The sequence below is a fragment of the Spirosoma daeguense genome (genome assembly GCF_054776875.1).
Window position 1 is genome coordinate 36,951 of sequence record NZ_BAAHBF010000010.1, and the last position, 20,125, is coordinate 57,075.

The 20,125-nt window shown below is 47.8% G+C and carries 11 protein-coding genes; 5 read left to right on the plus strand and 6 right to left on the minus strand.

The features are described from left to right. The first annotated feature begins 69 nt into the window (after positions 1 to 69). The 5 genes from ACYVD4_RS27785 to ACYVD4_RS27805 all read left to right on the plus strand — a co-directional run bounded on the left by ACYVD4_RS27785 (position 70) and on the right by ACYVD4_RS27805 (position 8,297). Positions 70 to 3,342, plus strand: coding sequence for a TonB-dependent receptor (locus ACYVD4_RS27785; protein ID WP_460951215.1), 3,273 nt, complete (start codon positions 70 to 72; stop codon positions 3,340 to 3,342). Between the two features lie 18 nt (positions 3,343 to 3,360). Beyond that, positions 3,361 to 5,070: a RagB/SusD family nutrient uptake outer membrane protein gene (locus ACYVD4_RS27790; RefSeq protein WP_460951217.1), complete on the plus strand. Its 1,710-nt coding sequence runs from the start codon at positions 3,361 to 3,363 to the stop codon at positions 5,068 to 5,070. Positions 5,071 to 5,072: 2 nt separating this feature from the next. Continuing rightward, the gene (locus ACYVD4_RS27795) at positions 5,073 to 6,653 is read left to right on the plus strand and encodes a sulfatase family protein (RefSeq protein ID WP_460951219.1); all 1,581 of its coding nucleotides are present in this window, start codon (positions 5,073 to 5,075) and stop codon (positions 6,651 to 6,653) included. Positions 6,654 to 7,394: 741 nt separating this feature from the next. After that, positions 7,395 to 7,958: an RNA polymerase sigma factor gene (locus ACYVD4_RS27800; RefSeq protein ID WP_460951221.1), complete on the plus strand. Its 564-nt coding sequence runs from the start codon at positions 7,395 to 7,397 to the stop codon at positions 7,956 to 7,958. Positions 7,959 to 8,003: 45 nt separating this feature from the next. Further along, positions 8,004 to 8,297, plus strand: coding sequence for a putative quinol monooxygenase (locus ACYVD4_RS27805; protein ID WP_460951222.1), 294 nt, complete (start codon positions 8,004 to 8,006; stop codon positions 8,295 to 8,297). A 393-nt stretch (positions 8,298 to 8,690) separates the two neighbouring features. On the opposite strand, the gene ACYVD4_RS27810 is transcribed toward ACYVD4_RS27805, so the two are convergent. The 6 genes from ACYVD4_RS27810 to ACYVD4_RS27835 all read right to left on the minus strand — a co-directional run bounded on the left by ACYVD4_RS27810 (position 8,691) and on the right by ACYVD4_RS27835 (position 20,125). Continuing rightward, a complete protein-coding gene (locus ACYVD4_RS27810; RefSeq protein WP_460951223.1) occupies positions 8,691 to 10,991 on the minus strand; it encodes a TonB-dependent receptor in 2,301 nt (766 codons plus the stop codon). 94 nt (positions 10,992 to 11,085) lie between these two features. Further along, entirely contained in the window at positions 11,086 to 12,402 is a 1,317-nt protein-coding gene (locus ACYVD4_RS27815) for a tetratricopeptide repeat protein (RefSeq protein ID WP_460951224.1), read from the minus strand. A gap of 94 nt (positions 12,403 to 12,496) precedes the next feature. Further along, positions 12,497 to 14,770 carry a DUF4331 family protein gene (locus tag ACYVD4_RS27820; RefSeq protein ID WP_460951625.1) on the minus strand — a complete coding sequence of 758 codons (2,274 nt, stop codon included), beginning with the start codon at positions 14,768 to 14,770 and terminating at the stop codon, positions 12,497 to 12,499. A gap of 44 nt (positions 14,771 to 14,814) precedes the next feature. Continuing rightward, the gene (locus ACYVD4_RS27825) at positions 14,815 to 16,509 is read right to left on the minus strand and encodes a DUF4331 domain-containing protein (protein ID WP_460951627.1); all 1,695 of its coding nucleotides are present in this window, start codon (positions 16,507 to 16,509) and stop codon (positions 14,815 to 14,817) included. Between the two features lie 1,134 nt (positions 16,510 to 17,643). Then, positions 17,644 to 18,633, minus strand: a complete 990-nt coding sequence (locus ACYVD4_RS27830) for a hypothetical protein (protein WP_460951225.1) — start codon at positions 18,631 to 18,633, stop codon at positions 17,644 to 17,646. 310 nt (positions 18,634 to 18,943) lie between these two features. Continuing rightward, the gene (locus ACYVD4_RS27835) at positions 18,944 to 20,125 is read right to left on the minus strand and encodes an ATP-binding protein (protein WP_460951227.1); all 1,182 of its coding nucleotides are present in this window, start codon (positions 20,123 to 20,125) and stop codon (positions 18,944 to 18,946) included.

A 20,125-nucleotide genomic window follows, 5' to 3' on the forward strand; every position in this document is an offset into this window, starting at 1 on the left:
GCAATGCAAAAAAGAAGAAAAATCCTAACGCCCTTAGGTACCCTAATGAAAGTTTCCTTTTTTCAATTTATGCTAACAATCATCGCGGTAGGGTATACCTACGGCCACTCGGTTAGCGCCCAGGAAATCCTGACTCAGAAGGTCGATCTGACCGTTAATCAAAAGGAAATCAAAACGGTCCTGTCTCAGCTGGAGTCGATTGCCCATGTGAAATTCGTATATAGCCCACGATCACTGCCCGTGCAGCGGAAGGTGTCCCTATCATTGACCAACAAATCACTTTCGGACGTATTGGATGTGTTGTTTCAACCGGAACAAATTTCCTATCAGGTGGTTAATGATCGAATCATTTTGAAAATGAGCAGCCCAACGTCTTCCCTTCCCAATCCTGATGATTTGCTGGCCAGTAAACCCATTGAGATCACCATCCAGGGTAGAGTAACGGATGAAAAAAATGAGGCTATGCCTGGTGTCAATGTCCTGCTCAAAGGCACAAACCGGGGAACAACAACCGATGTGGACGGAAGCTACCGGCTGAGTCTGCCCGAGGAGACTACCCATATACTCGTTTTTTCGCTGGTTGGCTATACGCCCCAGGAAGTCACGATTGGGAATCGAAATACGGTTGATATTCAACTGGTACCCGATGATAAACTCCTGTCTGAAGTGATCGTGGTTGGTTACGGTACCCAGAAAAAAAGTGATTTGACAGGTTCCGTTGTCCGAGCGGATATTGAGGCATTTCGCGAATCGCCTAACGTTAATATTGCGCAGTCCTTACAGGGCACGGTACCGGGTCTAAACATTGGTCAGGTTAGCACAGCCGGACAAAATCCAACCATATCCATTCGAGGCCGAACGACGATTAATGGAAACCAGAATGTTCTCCTGGTCGTGGATGGGATCATCTACACCGGCAATTTAAGCGATCTGAACCCAGCCGATATTGAATCGGTCGACGTACTAAAAGACCCCAGTAGTATGGCGATCTATGGGGCACAGGCTGCCAATGGCGTCATCCTGATCACCACCAAAGGGGGCAAAAAGAATGCCAAGCCGATTTTTAATTACTCCGGCAGCTACACCACGCAAAACCCGGTGAAATCGCTGACCCTATTCGACCGCGACGGGTATATTGCCAAATTGGCCGATCAGGACTGGAAAAACGCGTTTCTGGCGCCGGATTATACGAAGCCTAATCCTGCCTACAATATCCAGAATTACATTAGCGATCCTCCTATTCGAGAGGGATATGCTAACGGGACAAACTACGACTGGTGGGGCAACACCACCAACCCCGGTTTTATCACCGCGCATAACCTGAGCGTAACCGGATCGAGCCAGGACTGGTCCTACTTTCTATCGGGCGGGTACACCGATCAGAAAGGTTTTATCCTCAATGATAAATTCAAGCGCATTACCACCCGGATCAATGTGGAAAATACCATCCTGAGCTGGTTAAAAGTAGGTGCGCAGACGTTCGGCTCCTTTTCTGACTATTCCGGTATTTCGCCAAGCCTGGGTGGCATCTCGATCATGTCTCCTCTTGTGACGCCTACCGACGCAACCGGGAAGTACATTCAAAATCCGCTGGGCACCAACGTAACGAATCCCTTTTTGGTTGCGCTGGCCGATGATTTTGATAAACAGAATAGCCTCTTCGGTAACTTCTACGCAAACATCAACGTACCGTTTGTAAAAGGATTAACGTATCGGCTTAACTACGGCCATAATTACGCCTGGGACCGGCATTACAGCAGCAATCCTTATTCGAATGGGGGGACTGGAGAAGCCTACAAGATCAATTCCAACTCCTACGACTGGACGTTTGATAACATCGTCAACTATAAAAAGACGTTCAAGAATGTGCATAGTATTGATGTCACCCTGGTGGCTGGTCGTCGATCCAGAAATTATGAAGAATCCAATGCTACCGGTACCAATTTCAACAATCTTCAGCTGGGCTATAATGACCTGAGCCAAGCCACGATCCAACGAATTACGTCTGCTGCCTGGAAGGAAAGCTATCTGTATCAGATGGGGCGTATCAACTATGAGTTTAACTACAAATATTTACTCACGGCTACGTTGCGCCAGGACGGCTTTTCCGGCTTTGCCGAAAACAAAAAAACCGCCTTATTCCCCTCTATCGGTTTTGGGTGGGTGTTGAGTCAGGAAGACTTTCTAAAAGTAAGCACGATCAATCTGCTCAAATTAAGGGGGTCGTACGGGACAAATGGCAACCTGGTCAATCGATACTCGTCGCTGGCCCGGACGAATATTTACCCGGCCTATGTGTTTGGGGACGGCGGTTCGACTGCATTCGGCCAGCAGATTACTTCGCTCGCTAATCCCAACCTATCGTGGGAAACAACGACGGGATTCAACTTTGGGCTTGACTTTTCGCTGGTAAAGAACCGGATTTCCGGCAGTGTTGACTATTACCGAACCACCACCAGCAACCTGATCTTCAACGTGAATATTCCGGTTGTGACGGGATTTAACCAAATTATCTCGAATGTCGGCAACATTGCCAACCGGGGCGTTGAATTTATCCTGAACGGTAAGGCGATTACCGGCAAAAATCTCAACTGGACGGTCAATGTTAATCTGGCTGCCAACCGTAACCGGATCGTATCGCTGCTTGGTCAGGATAATGACCAGAATGGCGTTGAAGACGATTTAGTGGCCAATGGATTATTTATCGGGAAATCCATTGGGGCGATTTATGATTACGAAACGGGTGGTATTATCCAGATCGGTGAAGAAGTACCAAAGGGTTACTTTGTGGGGACGCACCGGATTATCGATCAAAACGGGGATGGTTTTACCGATGCGAACGACCGGGTCATTCGGGGACGCACTGAACCGGCCTATAATTTCGGTATCCTGAACGAATTCAGCTATCGCAATTTTACCCTACGATTTTTCATCAATTCCATTCAAGGGGGGAGAGACGGATACCGCAAGCTGAATATGCCCACCGCATTAGGAGTTGGGGACAACATCCGACGGAATAATTTCTGGAAAGAATTCGACTACTGGACACCTTCCAATCCCGATGCGCGTTACCGGGCACTTGATCAGGGCGCAGCCATCGAATACAACTATTATGGCGACCGTAGTTTTGTCCGGCTGCAGGACGTTACGCTGTCGTATGCGCTTGATCAAGCATTAACAAAAAAGATTGGCATGCAGGGCGTCAAGGTATTTGTAAGTGGAAAAAATCTGGCTACCTGGACCAACTGGCAGGGTTGGGACCCAGAAACCGGAGACGGCTTATTAGTGAACGGGCGACCAATTATGCAGGGTATTTCCGTGGGACTGGATGTACGTTTTTAACCCCTAACTTTTCTTGTGATGAAATCAATACCCTCAATTTATAAAGTCTTGGTGCTCCTTACCTTCCTGTTGGCCAGTTGTGATGAAAAGGAGATACTAAAAGAAGTACCACTGGATTTTGCCAGCCCTGAAACCTCATTCAAAACCATCGGCGATTTCAATTCCGCCATCAATTCCCTATATGACCTGACCCGGGGAACTCTGTCGAGTGGAGAATTCCGTCCGCTGGATTATACATATGGTACGGATATCGGCTATAATGGCGCGCAGCAGTTGAATGAGCGGTTTGGCAGCTATCCCGCTACGTTAACCCCCATATCCGATCTGGTTCTATTTCACTGGCAACAGTACTATAAGATCATTTCGAGTGCCAATATCATTCTCAACCGGATGCAAAAAGCATCCCTGAGCCAAACCGAAAAAACTGCCGTAGAGGCAGAAACCCGCCTGTTCAGAGGACTCGCCTTCCGAAATCTAGCTCAGTTATACGGCGGAGTGCCGATTGAACTGGAAGAAGTCAGCTCGCCCAAAACGAATTACACGCGTTCGAGCCGGGAGCAGGTATACCAGCAGGCAGCGACCGACTTGGAGTTTGCCGCAGCGAACCTACCTAATATCAACCAGGTAAAAGACGGCAAGGTATCGGGACCAGCGGCTAATCACCTGCTGGCCGAAACGTATCTGTGTTTGAAGCGGTATGATGATGCAGTGAAAGCTGCAACTGCGGTCATTGCCAATCCAAATCTGGCGCTGATGAAACAACGATTCGGTTCGCTGGCAAAAGAACCAGGGGATGTCTACTGGGACCTTTTCCGTCGGTATAACCAGAATCGAAGTGCGGGTAATACCGAAGGCATCTGGGTTTTCCAATATGAAGTGGACGTCCTGGGAGGTGTTGTGCGGTCCTCGGCACTGGCTGGACCCATGCTGGAACGGGACCATTCTCCCCGGCCCTATAGCTTTACCTATAAAGATCCTACGGGTGTTTATCCATTTTTACAACTGGCCGTTTCGGATTATACCGGTGGCCGGGGCATTGGCCGATTGAGGGGAACAAACCATCTCAACTATGGCATCTGGCAGGAGGACTGGAATGATATGCGAAACTCGGAATACAATTTTGTCCGGGATGTTAAATTCAACAATCCGGCGTCCATCTGGTACGGCAAAAAACTCTCGGAGTTCCGAGCGACCTTCCGCCGAACCCTGGATGATACCATTCGAAATTTCTACCCCTATCAGTCGAAAGTGACAACGCCGGGCCAACATCCGGCCGAGCTTTTTATTGATCCAGTTTTAAAAACCCTAAATGGTTCAGCGGCAGGTACCACCTATAGCGATCAGTACTTTATCCGCCTGGCGGAAACCTATTTACTGCGAGCCGAAGCCTATCTTGGGAAAGGCGATGCCGCTAGCGCAGCTGCCGACATTAATGTGGTTCGCGCCCGGGCCAACGCTAAACCAGTAACCGCCGGAAGGGTCACCATCGATTATATTCTGGATGAGCGCATGCGGGAATTGGGTGTTGAGGAGAAGCGACGACTGACCCTAAACCGGTTGGGATTGCTTTACGAACGCACCAAAAAATATTGCAACGGCCACCCAACAGCGGCCAAATTTGGAGTTGACGTTGAGCCCCATAACAATCTTTTTCCCATTCCCTACAGCGAGATCGAGCGGAATACCGGTGCCGTTCTGGAACAGAATCCGGGCTATGCAAAGCGTTAATCATGAACAATAGCAGTAAGTTGAAAACCACCCTCAAAACTGGTTTGGTGGTTACGGTCTCCGTTTTTCTATTGTCCGGCAGAAGTCTTTTTTCGGACCGACTCGGTCAGGCGAATCCGTCAATTGCTGACAAAAAGCCGAATATTCTTTTTGTCATTGCGGATGATCAATCGTATCCACATGCTTCGGCGTATGGCTACAACGCCGTTAAGACCCCGGCGTTCGACCGTATTGCCCGCGAAGGAGTCTTGTTTACGAATGCGTTTTCGGCCTCACCGGGTTGCAGCCCGTCCCGGGCGGCTATTCTGACCGGGAAAAACTGCTGGCAGTTGGAGCATGCCGGTACCCACGACAGTTCATTTCCATCAGACTTGAAAACATACCCAGATCGGCTGGAGCAGTCAGGTTATTACATAGGATTTACAGGCAAAGGCTGGGGGCCGGGGAATTTTAAAGCGTCCGGTCGCAGCCGGAATCCGGTGGGCCCCGCGTTTCAGGAGCAAACCATGGAAGCCCCTAAAGGCATCAGCACCAACGATTATGCCGCCAATTTTAAAAAATTTCTGGCTGCTAGGCCCGTCGGACAACCGTTCTGCTTCTGGTTCGGTGCCCAGGAACCGCACCGACCGTATTCGACAGGTATTGGGAAGAAAAGCGGGATGGATATTACCCAGGTGAAAGTACCTGGTTTTCTGCCCGACCATCCGGACGTTCGATCCGACATATTGGATTATCTCTACGAGATTCAATGGTACGACAACCATCTGGATCGAATGATTAAGCTGTTGGAAGAAACGGGCGAACTGGATAATACCCTGATCGTGGTAACAGCCGACAACGGGATGCCTTTTCCAAGGGCTAAAGCGAATGCCTATGAATATGGTATCCATATGCCGCTGGCGATTCGGTGGGGGAACCGGGCGAAGGGTAACCGAACTGTAACGGACCCGGTAAGCCTGATCGACCTGGCCCCAACGTTCCTGGAAGCGGCTGGCATTGCTTATACTCGGGGCGAGATTAGGGGGCACAGTTTACTGAACATTCTGACCAGCTCACGGCAGGGAATTGTGGATAAAAGCCGGGATGCGGTGTACGCATCCCGCGAGCGGCATTCGTCGTCCCGCTGGAATAATTTAGGGTACCCGCAACGATGCATTCGAACCCGTACTCATTTGTATATCTGGAACGTAAAACCCGACCGGTGGCCAGCGGGTGATCCACAGGTGTATGATGCTCAAGGTAATCTGGGGCGCATGGATAACGGTTATTTTGACATTGATGAGTTTAACCAATCCTATGTTTTCCGAAATCGTCAAGATCCGCAAGTAGCTCCTTATTTTCACTGGGCAGTTGACAAGCGACCCGAGGAAGAACTCTACGATATTGTAAATGATCCGTATTGCTTAACCAATCTGGCTGGGAAAAAGGAGTCACAGAAAATCCAGCAGAATCTGAGTACCCGGCTAAAGGCTTACCTGAGGGAAACACAGGATCCTCGAATGGGCGGCAATGGAGAAATCTTTGAAAGCTACAAACGGTATAGTCCACTCCGCACCTTTCCTGCACCGGAGCTCCAGAAATAATCAATCTGGGACTAAACTACACTCTTGCTGTTCTGTAGTTGTACTCGTGTAAATCTTATCCCTATAAAGTTTGTGAGCAGTTACTGGTTACTCACAAACTTTATAGGGATGACGAAGAGAAGCAGCAAGTTCATCCACTTACTTTTGAAATATTTCGTCTCAACTGGAATCACTCATGCCCGCTTTGCCCAGGCCGTATAAATAGCCTCTGTTTTCTTAATACGCTGTAGCTCTTTTCCGGCCATATCCTGTATTGAGTTCGATCCGTTTTCAGGTTGTAAAACGACCATTCATTCACTAAATAGTCCGAAACAATCTTCCATTCCCCTGCCGAGTGACCAGATTGCCTTCGCGCTCTTTCCTTGGTTTGCCTAGAAATAAAGAAACCAGGCTGACACCTTCTGTTGGGATAATGTTATTCCCTTTGTTCGATTTCGGATTAATTCGTCTCAGTGAGGAGCATTTTTTGAGATTACTGTAGGACATAATCAGTTGGTGGCTTATGAGCTGTTACTGTAGTTGTGCTTAATAGATGACTACCGCTTAATATATTCAACCTCAAATTTTTGAGTTGCCATAACTATCTACGTTTAAGCAGGTTCATCAAATTAGAAAATCTCGGTTTGGCCTTGTTGCGTAGGTATGCCAGACGCAGACACTCAACGTTATGAAAACCATATCCCTCAAGCAGTTTTCATAGCAGCTCCGTTTTAGGACAATCCACTAACTATTAGCAACCTGATGATGATTTCTGCTACAGAACTGCAACTAGTAAAAGACTTACAAGCAAAAAGTCAGTCAGCTTTCCATCAGCTTTATGATGCGTATTCGCCTGCACTTTATGGGATTATTTTGCGGCTTGTTCATGATAAAGAATTAGCTCAAGACTTATTGCATGATGCTTTTATCAAAATCTGGACAAACATCGACCAGTTTAATCCCGAAAAAGGCAAGCTCTTTACCTGGCTTGTTACCTTAACCCGTAATCTGGTTTTTGATGAGCTACGAGAACTAAAGCAGAAGCAAAAATTTGATAACTATCTTATCCAGCAGGTCGAAGTTGCACACACCCCTACGTTTACAGATAGACTATTGGACAAGTCACTGTTAAATAATCTGCGCCCACCATTACGACAAGTCGTTGAGCTAACGTATTACAAAGAGTTGACTCAGCAGGAAATTGCTGACCACTTATCTATTCCTTTGGGTACGGTAAAAACCCGAATACGGACAGCCATGCAAAAGCTGCATAAGCTCTTAATTAGGGATATTCACCACTTTCGGTTAAGAGCGGTTCACATTTAATCAACACTCAATTTCAATAATTACCATTCCTCAAAACCAAAATTCATGGAAAAATTAGCATTGCTCGCTCGTGTTCAAGCCAAACCAGGTCTAGAATCTACCGTCGAAAACTTCCTTAAAGAAGCATTGGCGATGGCTCAGCAGGAAGAGGGTACTATACGTTGGTACGCGTTTAAACTGAATGAAAATACGTTCGGTATTTTCGATACGTTCGGGACTGAAGACGCGCGGCAGGCTCACTTAACCGGCGAGATTGCCAAAGCACTGATGGCTAATGCCGATGCCTTGTTGAGTGTTCCCCCTGTAATTGAACAAATCGAACTTCTTGCCGTTAAGTAGTCGCAATAAACGAGTCAGAAAACAGCATAACATAGTAGAGCCGGATTACTTCAAGTATTCCGGCTCTATTTATTCCAAATCTCTATTAGTGGATAACTAGCATTTTTTTGAGAATGAATCTTTTTAGTATGTGTCAAACTCTACCAGTATAGTACGGTTTCCCAGCTTAGAAACAGCATTTATCATATATAATCTACTCAGGTTAACAAATAGCTGAGCTTTCGCAAAAACAAATACTAATCAACACCTTCTTGCTGGCTCAGTAAACTTTACCAGTTGGATTAAGGCACTTCAGGAACATGGCTACTAGGGGTTTGACCAACAGTGTATTAAACACAGCTTTCCAGTTACAGCAGTTAAAGATCAAAAAGTCTTCTTCACTACGTTGGTTTATTACCAGAAGTAGGTAAAACTCAGTCGGGCGAAAAATGGTGTGCCGGGTGTAAAGTGAATTTCATCAACTGGAGCGGCTTCACCTCGTAAACGGCTTTCAGTAGCAAACTGAGTTTCTTTCCAGCGCGTGTTAAGCAGATTCTGAACCGATAAGCCAACAGAATAGGAACGCCTGGCGTAGTTCAACTGTAAATCAGTCACGAAATAACCTTGTGCCACAATCGAATTGTCTTCATTTGCAGGCCGGTTAGCCAGATAGCGATACCGTATCGAGCCACTCCAGGCGCCAGTATTCTGAAGCGACAAGCCGCCCACCGACGTAAAGGTAGGCGCCAACGGTAGATAATTTTGCCTCGGTTCTGCGTCGATAGCACGGGGTTTGGCCGTGTTGACATCAAGGTCGGCAAAAAGGGTTTTTGTGAGTTGATAACGTACGGATACGTCGATACCTTGCCGTCGCGAACGCCCGCTAGGTTCCACCACGCCCTCGTCGCCCACGTACACAAACTCCTGTTGGAGCCACAGATACCAGGCTGCGGCATTGATAAGTAGTTTAGGAAAGGGCTTGAAAATAACCCCTAAATCGGAACCGTAGGCCGCAGGTAAAATTTCCCGACCATTTTGTGCTGTTACTACTCGTGCATCGTTTGAGTGAAATCCTCGACCTGTATTCAAGTAGAATTGTACGTGGCGATTCGCAGTATAGTACAAATTCAGCTTAGGCGATACGATGGTCTGGTTGGCGCGTTTCGGCAAGGGCGACGTAGTGAGTAAATCTACGTATTGACTACGGAAATAATCGAGTCGGACCCCGGCGTTGAGCGTGAAGCGACTGGAAAGTTGAATGAGTTCATCGGCGTAAACAGACGCGTTAATTTCGTTGATATTGCCCAGTTGAATTGGATTCAGGATTTCGGTCCGATTCTTTGTGTGTGATAGCTCTGTATTTTTGGTGATATCCTGACGATATTGCGCGCCTACTGTTGTTGTCCAATTCGTTTTACCGATAGCGTTTTCGGTCGAAAAACTACCATTGTATCCAACTAGATTTCGGCTTTCTTTCTGACGAATCTGGTCGCCATTGAGCGAGTCTTCCTTGAAAAAAGTAAAATTTGAATATAACTCAAAATTGTAGTTGCTGTAGAAAAACTGATTCTTAATCGTGTGGTTTCGGGATGTAACGGTCACTAACTGAATATTGGCATTGGTGCGGCTTGTTTCGCCCCCTTCGGTAGGGTCGACCGAACCGAAAAAGCCTACTGATCCCGATTCAACCGCCCGGTCGGGAATCTGCCCCGAATGATTCCATTTACTCCAGAACGTAGTACCGGTTAGGGTCAGATTGGTGTTGGGCGACAGATGACCGTGGTATTTGCCCACTACGTTTACGCGCTTGAAATTCTGTGGATTATCGAAATACGAATTGGTATACGAGTACTCCGATGCTACGTAGGCCGACTGATTTTTGTCCCGGCCTTTTTGCCCTAACAGATCAATGCCAGCCACAGCCCGATACGTACCATATTGACCAACCTCTAGTTTCGCGAACGAACGGTCAAGGGCGATGCGGGTTCGAAAATCGACCCATCCAGCCGTGGTGAGATTGCCTTTGTCGGTCTGATAGGCCCCTTTTTTGAAATCAACGCCTTCTACCAGTTCGGGAATCACAAAATGTAAATCGGCGTAACCCTGTCCATGGGCGTGCGAAACCATATTGACGGGCATTCCATCGACAGTCAGGCGGATGTCAGTGCCATGATCCAGATCGAAGCCGCGCAAAAAAATCTGTTCGGCTTTACCGCCCCCTGCATGTTGCCCGATAAACAGACCCGGCACCATACGAAGAATTTCCTGCGAATTGACAATAGGCCGGAGTTTAATATCGACACTACTGATAAGTTGCTGGTCGTGTGCTCGTTGCGAGGAAACCACTATTTCGCGTAACTCAACCGAAGCCGAAACCATTTCCGTTGAAATGGTAATGGTCTTGTCATCAAGCACCGTTACGTTGATAAGCTGCGTTTGAAAACCAACGTGCGATAGTTCAATTTTGTAAGGAGCCGCTACTAAATTCTGAAACCGATATTGGCCTAGTTCGTTGGTTACAGTCGCTTTGCCAAGTCCTGTCAACTGGACGGTGACACCCCGTAGCGGTAGTTTCGTTGTCTGGTCAAAAACCGTCCCCGACAGGTTGCCCAAGTGCGCATAAGCTGGTAAGCCAATAAGCACCAGAACGATACTACGTAACCACAATCGCCTGAGAGATTTTACTAAAATAGGAAGGTAATCGAAATGCTCCATGATTGATGTTGTACGTAACGTAGTGGCAAATTAATGGGCAATAACAAAACAGACCAGCATGAATATGGTGGTAAAAAAGCCAGAAAATTGAGGCTTAGAGGGTAAACTTTGGATTTGTTTTTCGGGCGGCAGCTACCAGTTTACTACTTTGCTGCTGATTGCCGAGGGCTAACTCAATGGCTCCGGCTTGCTGCAATAATTCAGGGTCTTTACTGCCGGTCCGCAAAGCAACCTGCATATGCTGCCCTGCTTTTTTGTAGTCCTGCTGTTTATAATAAACCCAGGCCAATGCGTGATTTACGTCAATATTTTTAGGCCGTTTCTGGTATTCTTTCTGACCATAGATGGCCGCCGAATCTAACTGACCCGATTTTGTGTAGAGTTTACAACGTTCGAGGTCAACAGCGTGACCAGATTGAGCGTCTTCGTCGAGCATTTTGGCCACTTCGGCAAATGTCTTTTTCGCCTTTTCGTTGTCTCCCCGCAAGGCATAGATTTCGGCCATTTCTTCGTGGAATGAGAACTCAGGCATAATTTTGGCCGCCTTGTCGAGGGTTGCCAGTGCCTTATCGTATTCTTTACGAGCCTTATATACCCGCGCCTGTCCGCCGAGGGCGAACGCGTAGCTAGGACGTAGTGTAAGAATATCCTTGTATTGCGCTTCAGCTTTGGCGAGCTGGCCAGTTGTTTCATACAGATGACCGAGAATATTTTTACTCCAGCATTGCGGTTCAGAACCGGGTAAACCAGCCTGTACGGCCAATTGCATGGCCGAAATAGAACCTGGATAGTTGCCGTAGATTTCGCGCAGGTACGATGCCCGTGAATAGGCTTCCAGCGAAGGTTTCAGCGCCTGCATTTTATCCGACATCGCCACTGCTTCTTCGTAATTCCCCAGTTCTACGTTAGCGTCGACCAGTACACCATATACATAGGCGTTGTTGGGGTTAATCTGCCGGGCTTTTTCGGCCAGTTCACGGGCTTCGGCAAACTGGTGTTGCGACATTTTGACGGATGCCTTGAACGTAGTGGCTTCAAAATTTTTCGGGTCAATGGCCAACACGCCATCCAGCATGGTCAGAATAGCTGGGTAATAATAAGGGTGTTCGCCGGTGATACGAGCCTCGGAGAGGTAAATGATGACAAGCTGCAACCGGGGCTTCACGTCGTTAGGCTCCTTTCTGATTTTCTCGTTCAGCTCAGCCACTTTTTCTTTGGTATGCTGCCATTCAGTAGCACTGGCTAATTCTCCTCTACGTTCATAAAGAGGAGGAATTTCCAGATTGGGGCCGCTGCTGGCGGTCGTTTCTTTTTTTGTATTAGTACAGGCAAGCTGCCCCAACATGAACGAGAGAAACAGGAAGAAACCAATCGTATTGCGTTGCTTTTTGACGTAGGGGAGAGAGTTCATGGAATAATGTCTTGTAAAAAGATTTAGTACGTGATTTATCCGTTTCAGACAAGCTTATGTGGATAAACCACGTACTAAAACAATAAGTTGAATGTTAACGTCGAATTACTTTAACTGACTGACGTTCAGTGGGTGTTACAGCCTGAAGGATGTACACACCTGTCTGGTCGCCCAAGGAAACGGTATGTAATTCAGCCGGGCCGGCTTCACTGATAATTTGCTGGCCGATACGTTGTCCACGGCTGTTTGTCAGCAGCAACTGCACCGTTTGCCCGGCAGCACCACTTACCTGAACCGTCACTTCATTGTTTGTCGTTGGATTGCCTAATACACGTAGCGTCAGTGGTTCTTTATATTCGGCAACACCCTGACGACCCTGACCGCAGGGTGTACGGAAATCGTACATGTAATTCACCAGAGAAGATTGATCGCCAACGTAGCGCGCCCAAATCCAAAGGAATTTGCTGCTTTTTACATCCCGTAACAGGTCGGCTTCAATCTGCTGATTTATATTGGTACTCCACGTACCGTTTATGGTTCCCGCAGCGAGGTATTCAACCTGCCGATTTAGATCGCCCCCAACACGCCCGAAGGTGATTTTTCCCGTTGGACAATCAAATGCAACAACGGTAGCAGCCAAAGGTTTCGCTACGTTCGCTTCTTCGGCAACGTAACCCTTACCAATGAATCCACGCCATGGGTCTTGAACAAATGGGAAGGCCGCTTTCAACGTCGTATCATTTTTGGTAACACCTGCGTTGAACGTCAACACTTTCAATAGATTAGGCGTTACTGGACTGGGAGTAGTCCCCGGCGTAAAATCATCGTACCAAAGACCAACGGCAGCCAGCACTACACCACCAACCGCCTGCAACTCGATGGTTGTTACGTCATCCTCTAACCGACGCCCGTTGGGAAAACCATCCATGTTAGGTATAAACTGCAGATTCACGTTAGTATAGGTCGGGTTGGTTAGACCAAGTACGGCTGCCTGCACTAAACCCAACGAAGAGAAGTTCGGGTCGTTACGTGGTGTGGCAGGCACGGCCATGTTGAGCCGCAGCATGTCGCCCAGCGTAGGCAGGAAGTTGTGAATGAAGGGTTTGCCTACGGCCAGTGGATTGCCGTTCTTGCCAGTTGCCAGTTGATAGGGAGCCATATTGGGCACTCCCGTGTAGAAGATCGGTAGTAAATCAACGGCGCGGGGGCTGGTCGCATTTGGTAACAGAATAGCACCAAAAGCATTCTCAGCCAATGCCGTTCCGTTTAATGCTGCGTTCCCTTTCAGGCCAAACAGACCCGGTTTACCATTTCGGAAGTCGAACGAACCCAATGATTTAGACTGGATACGTAGCGATGCCAGTCCAGGCACTGCTCCCCCAAACTGAGAATCGTCCATGTACAGGGCTAGCTCAGGATTAGTGAAATAGGAGGCAAACTGTAAGTCGTTGTTGTTATAAGGCGTTACCGAATTCCAGCGATCTTTCATGCCGATGGGAATAACGGCTTCATTAGTCAGGGGCATGCCCAGTCGTGAAACCTGCACCCAGTTACCGTCGAAACCCATGTCTCCATCGCCGTAGAGCGTCTGAATCATTTTGCGACTAGAGGATGCCCAGACACCAATGACGTAGTCAGGATCGAGAATGTTGGCAGCCTGAGCTACGGTTTTACCCGACTTTTGTAACGTAGCAACCGGTACTTCAATCGCAATTGTATGGCAGTTATACCGAGCTACGGCATCGCGTCCTTTGGGACGGAAATTGCCCAGATCAAAGGCTCCACCCAGATCAACAAAGAAAGGATCATCAATAGGTCCGCAGAAGACACGTTCTCCTGTAGAGGCCGTAGTTATAGCTTTGGTAGCCAAGGCATTGTAGCTAGCTTCTCCTAAACCAACCGTTTTGTCTTCGATAGAACGTGGACCAATGTTTGCCGGTGGCACTACGCCATTAGAAACAATGGTTGTGAAGGTACGTCCACCGTCGATGCTACGTTCGCAGATGTAGGTCGTTTTCTGGTTCTGTTTGCCCAGCCTGATGTTGAAGAACGTAGTAGGGTCTTCGTTTACGGTTGTGAACGTAAACCGATACGTAATGTCATCGCTAGCGGTAGCCGCATTGTTTTTGACGTGAATCTCATACCGGATATTTTGGCCAAACGTGTACCAGTTGGGGCCACCAGAAGCGTCCTCAAACGGAATGTAGTTGGCTATCAGAACAATTTTCTCTGTATCGGTCGGACTTTTGAACGCATACACGTCGGTATTATCAGCCAACGGATCAGAGGAAATTAGTGGCGCTTCACGGTGTGAAGAAGCCAATGCGAGCTGGCTACAAGGCAGATACAGAAGCACTGCCATGAGCATTATATTGACTATTTTTTTCATTGTGTTGTCGGAAGAATAATGAGTTAGTAGCGAGCCTTGAGCGTGTAATCGTAACCTCTCCATGGCGTTTGAACGTAGGGGAACGTTGCTTTCAGCGTCGTATCATTTTTGGTGACGCCAGCACTAAAGCCCAGTACTTTGGCCAGATTTGGCGTGACCGGATTTCCTCCCGGCGTAAAATCATCGTACCAAAGTCCAACGGCAGCCAGCACTACACCACCAACCGCCTGCAACTCGATGGTCGTTACGTCATCCTCTAACCGACGCCCATTCGGGAAACCGTCCATGTTGGGAATGAACTGCAGGTTCGCGTTGGTATAAGTTGGATTGGTTAGACCAAGTACGGCCGCCCAAACTAGTCCCAGCGAAGAGAAATTAGGGTCGTTACGTGGTGTAGCAGGGACGGCCATGTTGAGCCGCAGCATGTCGCCTAACGTAGGCAGGAAGTTGTGAATGAAGGGTTTACCTACGGCCAGTGGATTGCCATTCTTTCCGGTTGCCAGTTGGTAGGGAGCCATATTGGGCACTCCAGTGTAGAAGATCGGCAACAAATCAACGGCGCGGGGGCTGGTCGCATCAGGCAGCAGAATAGCACCAAATGCTTTCTCTGAAAGAGCCGTACCATCCAGTGCCGCGTTTCCTTTCAGGCCAAACAGACCCGGTTTGCCATTTCGGAAGTCGAACGAACCCAGTGATTTCGATTGAATCCGTACACCTTTCAGCGAAGGCACGGCTCCCCCAAACTGAGAATCGTCCATGTATAGAGCCAGCTCAGGATTGGTGAAGTATTTGGCAAATTGTAAATCGTTATTGTTGTAAGGCGTTAGTGCATTCCAGCGATCTTTCATGCCGATGGGGATAACAGCTTCGTTGGTCAGGGGCATGCCCAGTCGTGAAACCTGCACCCAGCCACCATCATAGCCTACGTCGCCACCGCCGTATAACGTTTTAATTTTCTGCCGACTGGCCGATGCCCACACACCAATGACATAATCTGGGTCGAGGATGTTAGCCGCCTGCGAAAGAGATTTACCATCCTTCTGAAGAAGATTGATCGGAATTTTTAGCGCAATGCTATGAACATTGTATCGAGCAAGGCCGTCTTTGGGTGGATTGACCGTGTTACCGTCGGGGCGGAAGTTGCCGGCATCAAAGGCCCCAGCCAAATCAACGAAGAAAGGATCGTCGGCCGGACCGCAGAACACTTTTTCCCCCGACGCAGCAGAGGCAATAGACTGCTGAAGTAAATCATTGTAGGACGTAGCGCCCAGCCCCACTGTTTTATTTTCGATAGAGCGTGGGCCAATATTATAAGCAGGCACAATGCCATTGGTCACAATGGCCATGAATGGACCGCCATTTACGCTTTTTTCGCAAGTGTAGGTCGTTTTGATGTTCTGCTTGCCGAGTCGAATGTTGAAGAATGTAGTAGGGTCTTCGTTGTTGCGGGTAAACGTAAACCGATAGGTGATATCGTCGGTCTGAGTCGTCGCTTTGTTTTTAACGTGAATTTCGTAACGAATACGTTCGCCAAAACTGTAATAATTCGGGCCACCTTCAGGCGACTGGAACGGAATGTAGTTGGCGATAATCGTAATGGTGTTTGGGTCGTCGGGGCTTTTAAAGGCGTAAACATCCGTGTTATCAGCGAGGGGGTCGTTGGAAATCAGCGGAGCTTCGCGGTGACTGGAAGCATAACTGACAACCGCCAGCAGCATAAAGGCAACGCTTAGGATTTTCGCCCTGAATTGCCCAAAAAGCAAAGGAGACATGCTCATGGATTGAAATAGTTAAATGTGAAATCTATGGAGAAGGGTATGAAGGGAGAATGAATTAAGTAATTTTACTTAATTAACATTCTTGTAAGTAGCGCTTAAAGTGCGTTTATACATGTTCTTGTGTATGTATAAACACATGCACAAGAATCAGCCTAATAGCTTTCTTTAAGGCAAAGAAGTACCAACGGCAATTATGAAACTAGTTGCCAGTCAGATAGATATTAAAATAAAGGGAGCGCTATTAACGGGGTAAGCCAATAGTTCGACTTACAAAAACAGAAACGGAAGGTGGAGAAAATACTGAGGTATGTTTCTTGTCATATACTGGTCAGGGGTTAGTAGTTGATTCAGTATTTACCATATATACCCTTATTAGCTGTAAATAGATTTTACACCGCAGAGAATTAATGAAAAATCTAATCGCCCTATTCCAGCAGTTTGGCGTAAGCCAACAAAAAAAGTACCGCCAGTTATTCTGAGGGTACTTTTTTGTTGGAACTAATTCTGTTTGGTTGACTTAATTAATTTACGATTTACGCAAAGACTACTGAAGGGTTTATGAACTCTTACAGGGATAGTTCTCGAATAAGCCTGGATTGAGTTGATAAACAATTTGTTTGCTTTGATACGCCAATTGCTTGAAACGTAACCAGGTCAAATGGGGCAACCCAATCGGATTGCACTGGCTACGGCCTGGCTGACACTGACAACATTTCATTCCCGTGATTAACTTTTCCTCACGATGAAATCACTCCATTGACTAGCAACTACCGCCGGACGAGGCATTGCTTTTGCGGCACTCGTCTTACTTTAACTAAGTCGTTCGTATGGATGCAGTTCGTCCGGTGGGTATCTTGTCTTAACCAACTCCAGATTATTCTTAACGAATACGGTGAATTAGTTACCGAGAAAAATATATATCCTGCCATCATCAGTAAAAGTGACACTAAAAACGTGCAGTTTACTTTTAATGAAGTAGATAAAAAAAAGCTTCTTCATCTCAAATTGGAGCGTTTTTGTAAGAATGCTTATTGAGAAGTGAACGAGTGAACTTCCGCCATAACGCTATGTAGACTACTCAACAGTCACTATTTTCTTGACCAGGTTGGCGGGCAGGTAACAGTTGAAGCCTGTCTGTTGTTGCAGATCCGCTAACAAACTGACTGTCTCTATACTACTCAGACCGATGGATTCCCGGGCTTGATCGACTTTGGCCTTCGCCTGAGCCGTCAAGGTACTACTTAAGTAACCGAAGTGGGTTTCGCGACGATCCGTCTTGACGGCCATATACCAGTCGTCAATCATCGAAAATTCGTAGGGCGAAATCTGCCCAGACTTCAGGGCCTTCAGTAGCTTAGGCCTCACGTGTGGGTAAAGGGTGTCTTTTAAGGCGTAGGCTTTGCTGATGGAGTTGTGATGACTCAGCATGACCGCCGCCCAGTAGCCATTGTGAATTAGTTGCTCACCGGGGTAGCCATACTGATCAATAATGGGCAGCAGTTGAGCCATCTGCTGCTCACTATGGGGAGCAAACCGTTTTTCAGCGTACCGCTCTTGGGTAGCCCCAATGCGAAACAGCGCCAATAGGGCCTTTCGCTGATCCTTCTTAAACAGTTTCTCAACCCGGGCCCGAATGGCCTGGTTTCCCCCGGTTTGGAAGAGCGTTCTGAGCGAGTCGTATTGATGTTCGACCACGCCCCACTGCGGATCGCCCTGGAGCGGAGTGAGCAAGGCATTTTTCTTGATGTCGCTCAGGGTCCACCCCATAGCAATCGCTTTCTTAAGATAGGAAAACGCCTGCTGCTTCTGGCCCACTTGTAGGGCCAACTGGGTGGCCACTTTATAGTCCCTTGAAAAGACGAACGGGTAGGTATCAACCACCTGTTTGTACAACGTGAATGCCTCTTGGTAGTGTTGGTGGGCAATCAGCTGTTGAGCCTTGGCAATGGTTTGATGATAAGTTGTGTAGTCGGTTTGATGGTCCTGGTCAGGCCGACTAACCGGGGGGGATGCACTAAAGCGAACGGCAGTCAGAAGCAGATAAAGGGTAAGGATGTAGTTCATACGAGCGGTTTTACTCTTTAGACGCGAATGGGTATCGGGCGGTTGTAAGCCGTTAAGAAGTTTTAACAAATTAGTGGCTGGCATGAGTATTCTCATTTTTCAAGTAGTCTCGCGTCATGACAGCCTAGAAGCAGAAACGCTCTCTCGTCTCAGCTGGGAGCGATTTGTGAGATATTGAAACCCCAATGATAAGTCAACCGTTGATAGATGAATTTGGTTATTGATAGCCAAACGCTTCCTGTAGGGGCACGCCGATCCGATTGGTCAACTCAACAATCGGCTCATCCCGAGTGAGTGAGAAAATGTATAGTTAGTAGGTCAACGGAAATAATAGGGTCATGGTCGTGCCATGGCCTTCTCTCGAATCAGCCCGGATGATCCCATGATGACGTTCCACAATCTTTTTGGCTAACGAGAGCCCTAACCCGATCCCTGGCGTGTGCGGGTCTAGTTTCTTTAAAATGCCAAAGATCTCCTCCCGATACTGATTGTTAAACCCGATCCCATTATCGCTCACCAGGATTCGGGCATAGTCGATGTACTGATACTTATCGGGCGTGGTTTGATACCGATTCTGACTCACCACACTACCCGTGACGGCTACCATTGAAGCGATATCCAACCGACGAAACTTCACCGCATTGTCTAACAGATGGCCAAATAAACTTAGTAACTCGGCTCGGTTACCCATAATCGTTGGTAAACGGGCTACCTCGAACCGAATACCCATTGCGCTATACGTGGCCACCGCTTGCTCCAGCAAGGCCGTTAAATCCACCGATTCATCCGCTGATCGGATTGGCTCAAACGTGAAGTATACCTGCAAATCGTGAATAAGTTGGCGTAATCGAGTACTAGCCCTGACAATGCCTTTTACCCCTCGCTGACCAAGATGACTCAACCGAGTTGTATCTTCCTGATTTAATGCACTGGCCAACAGATTGATCTTGCGCAACGGCTCCTGGAAGTCATGCGCGATAATGCGACCGAATTGCTCCAACTCCTCATTCCGTTGTTTCAGGTTAGTCACCTGGCGGTCCATCTCAGCCTGATGCTGTTCCAATTGCTGTTGGAGAGCCATTAACTCATCGTTGCGAAGCAGTGCCTGTTCAGCAGCCTGCTTACTGGCCAAGAGTTCCTGCTCGAACTGCCGTCGCTGATAAACGGGCATCAGGCACAGGTACGTAACACCTTCTCCCGAAGCGTTCGTCTGCCGTACGGCATTGAGCAAAATCGGAATACGCGCTCCGGACTGGGTTTGCAGGGTCAGGTTCAGTTCATTGGCCAGTGTTCCCAGGGCGAGCGAGGGATACAGATTCGTTTGAACGTAAATTCGACTCGCCCGGGTTAAGACCACATCCATCCGTTGCCCAAGCAGCACACCTGGCCTGTAGCCTAGCAACTCTTCCGCAAAGGGGTTCAGATAGTCAATCTGATTGTCCGCATTTAATCTCACTAGGCCTACTGGCATCAGCGTTGCGACATCCTGCAT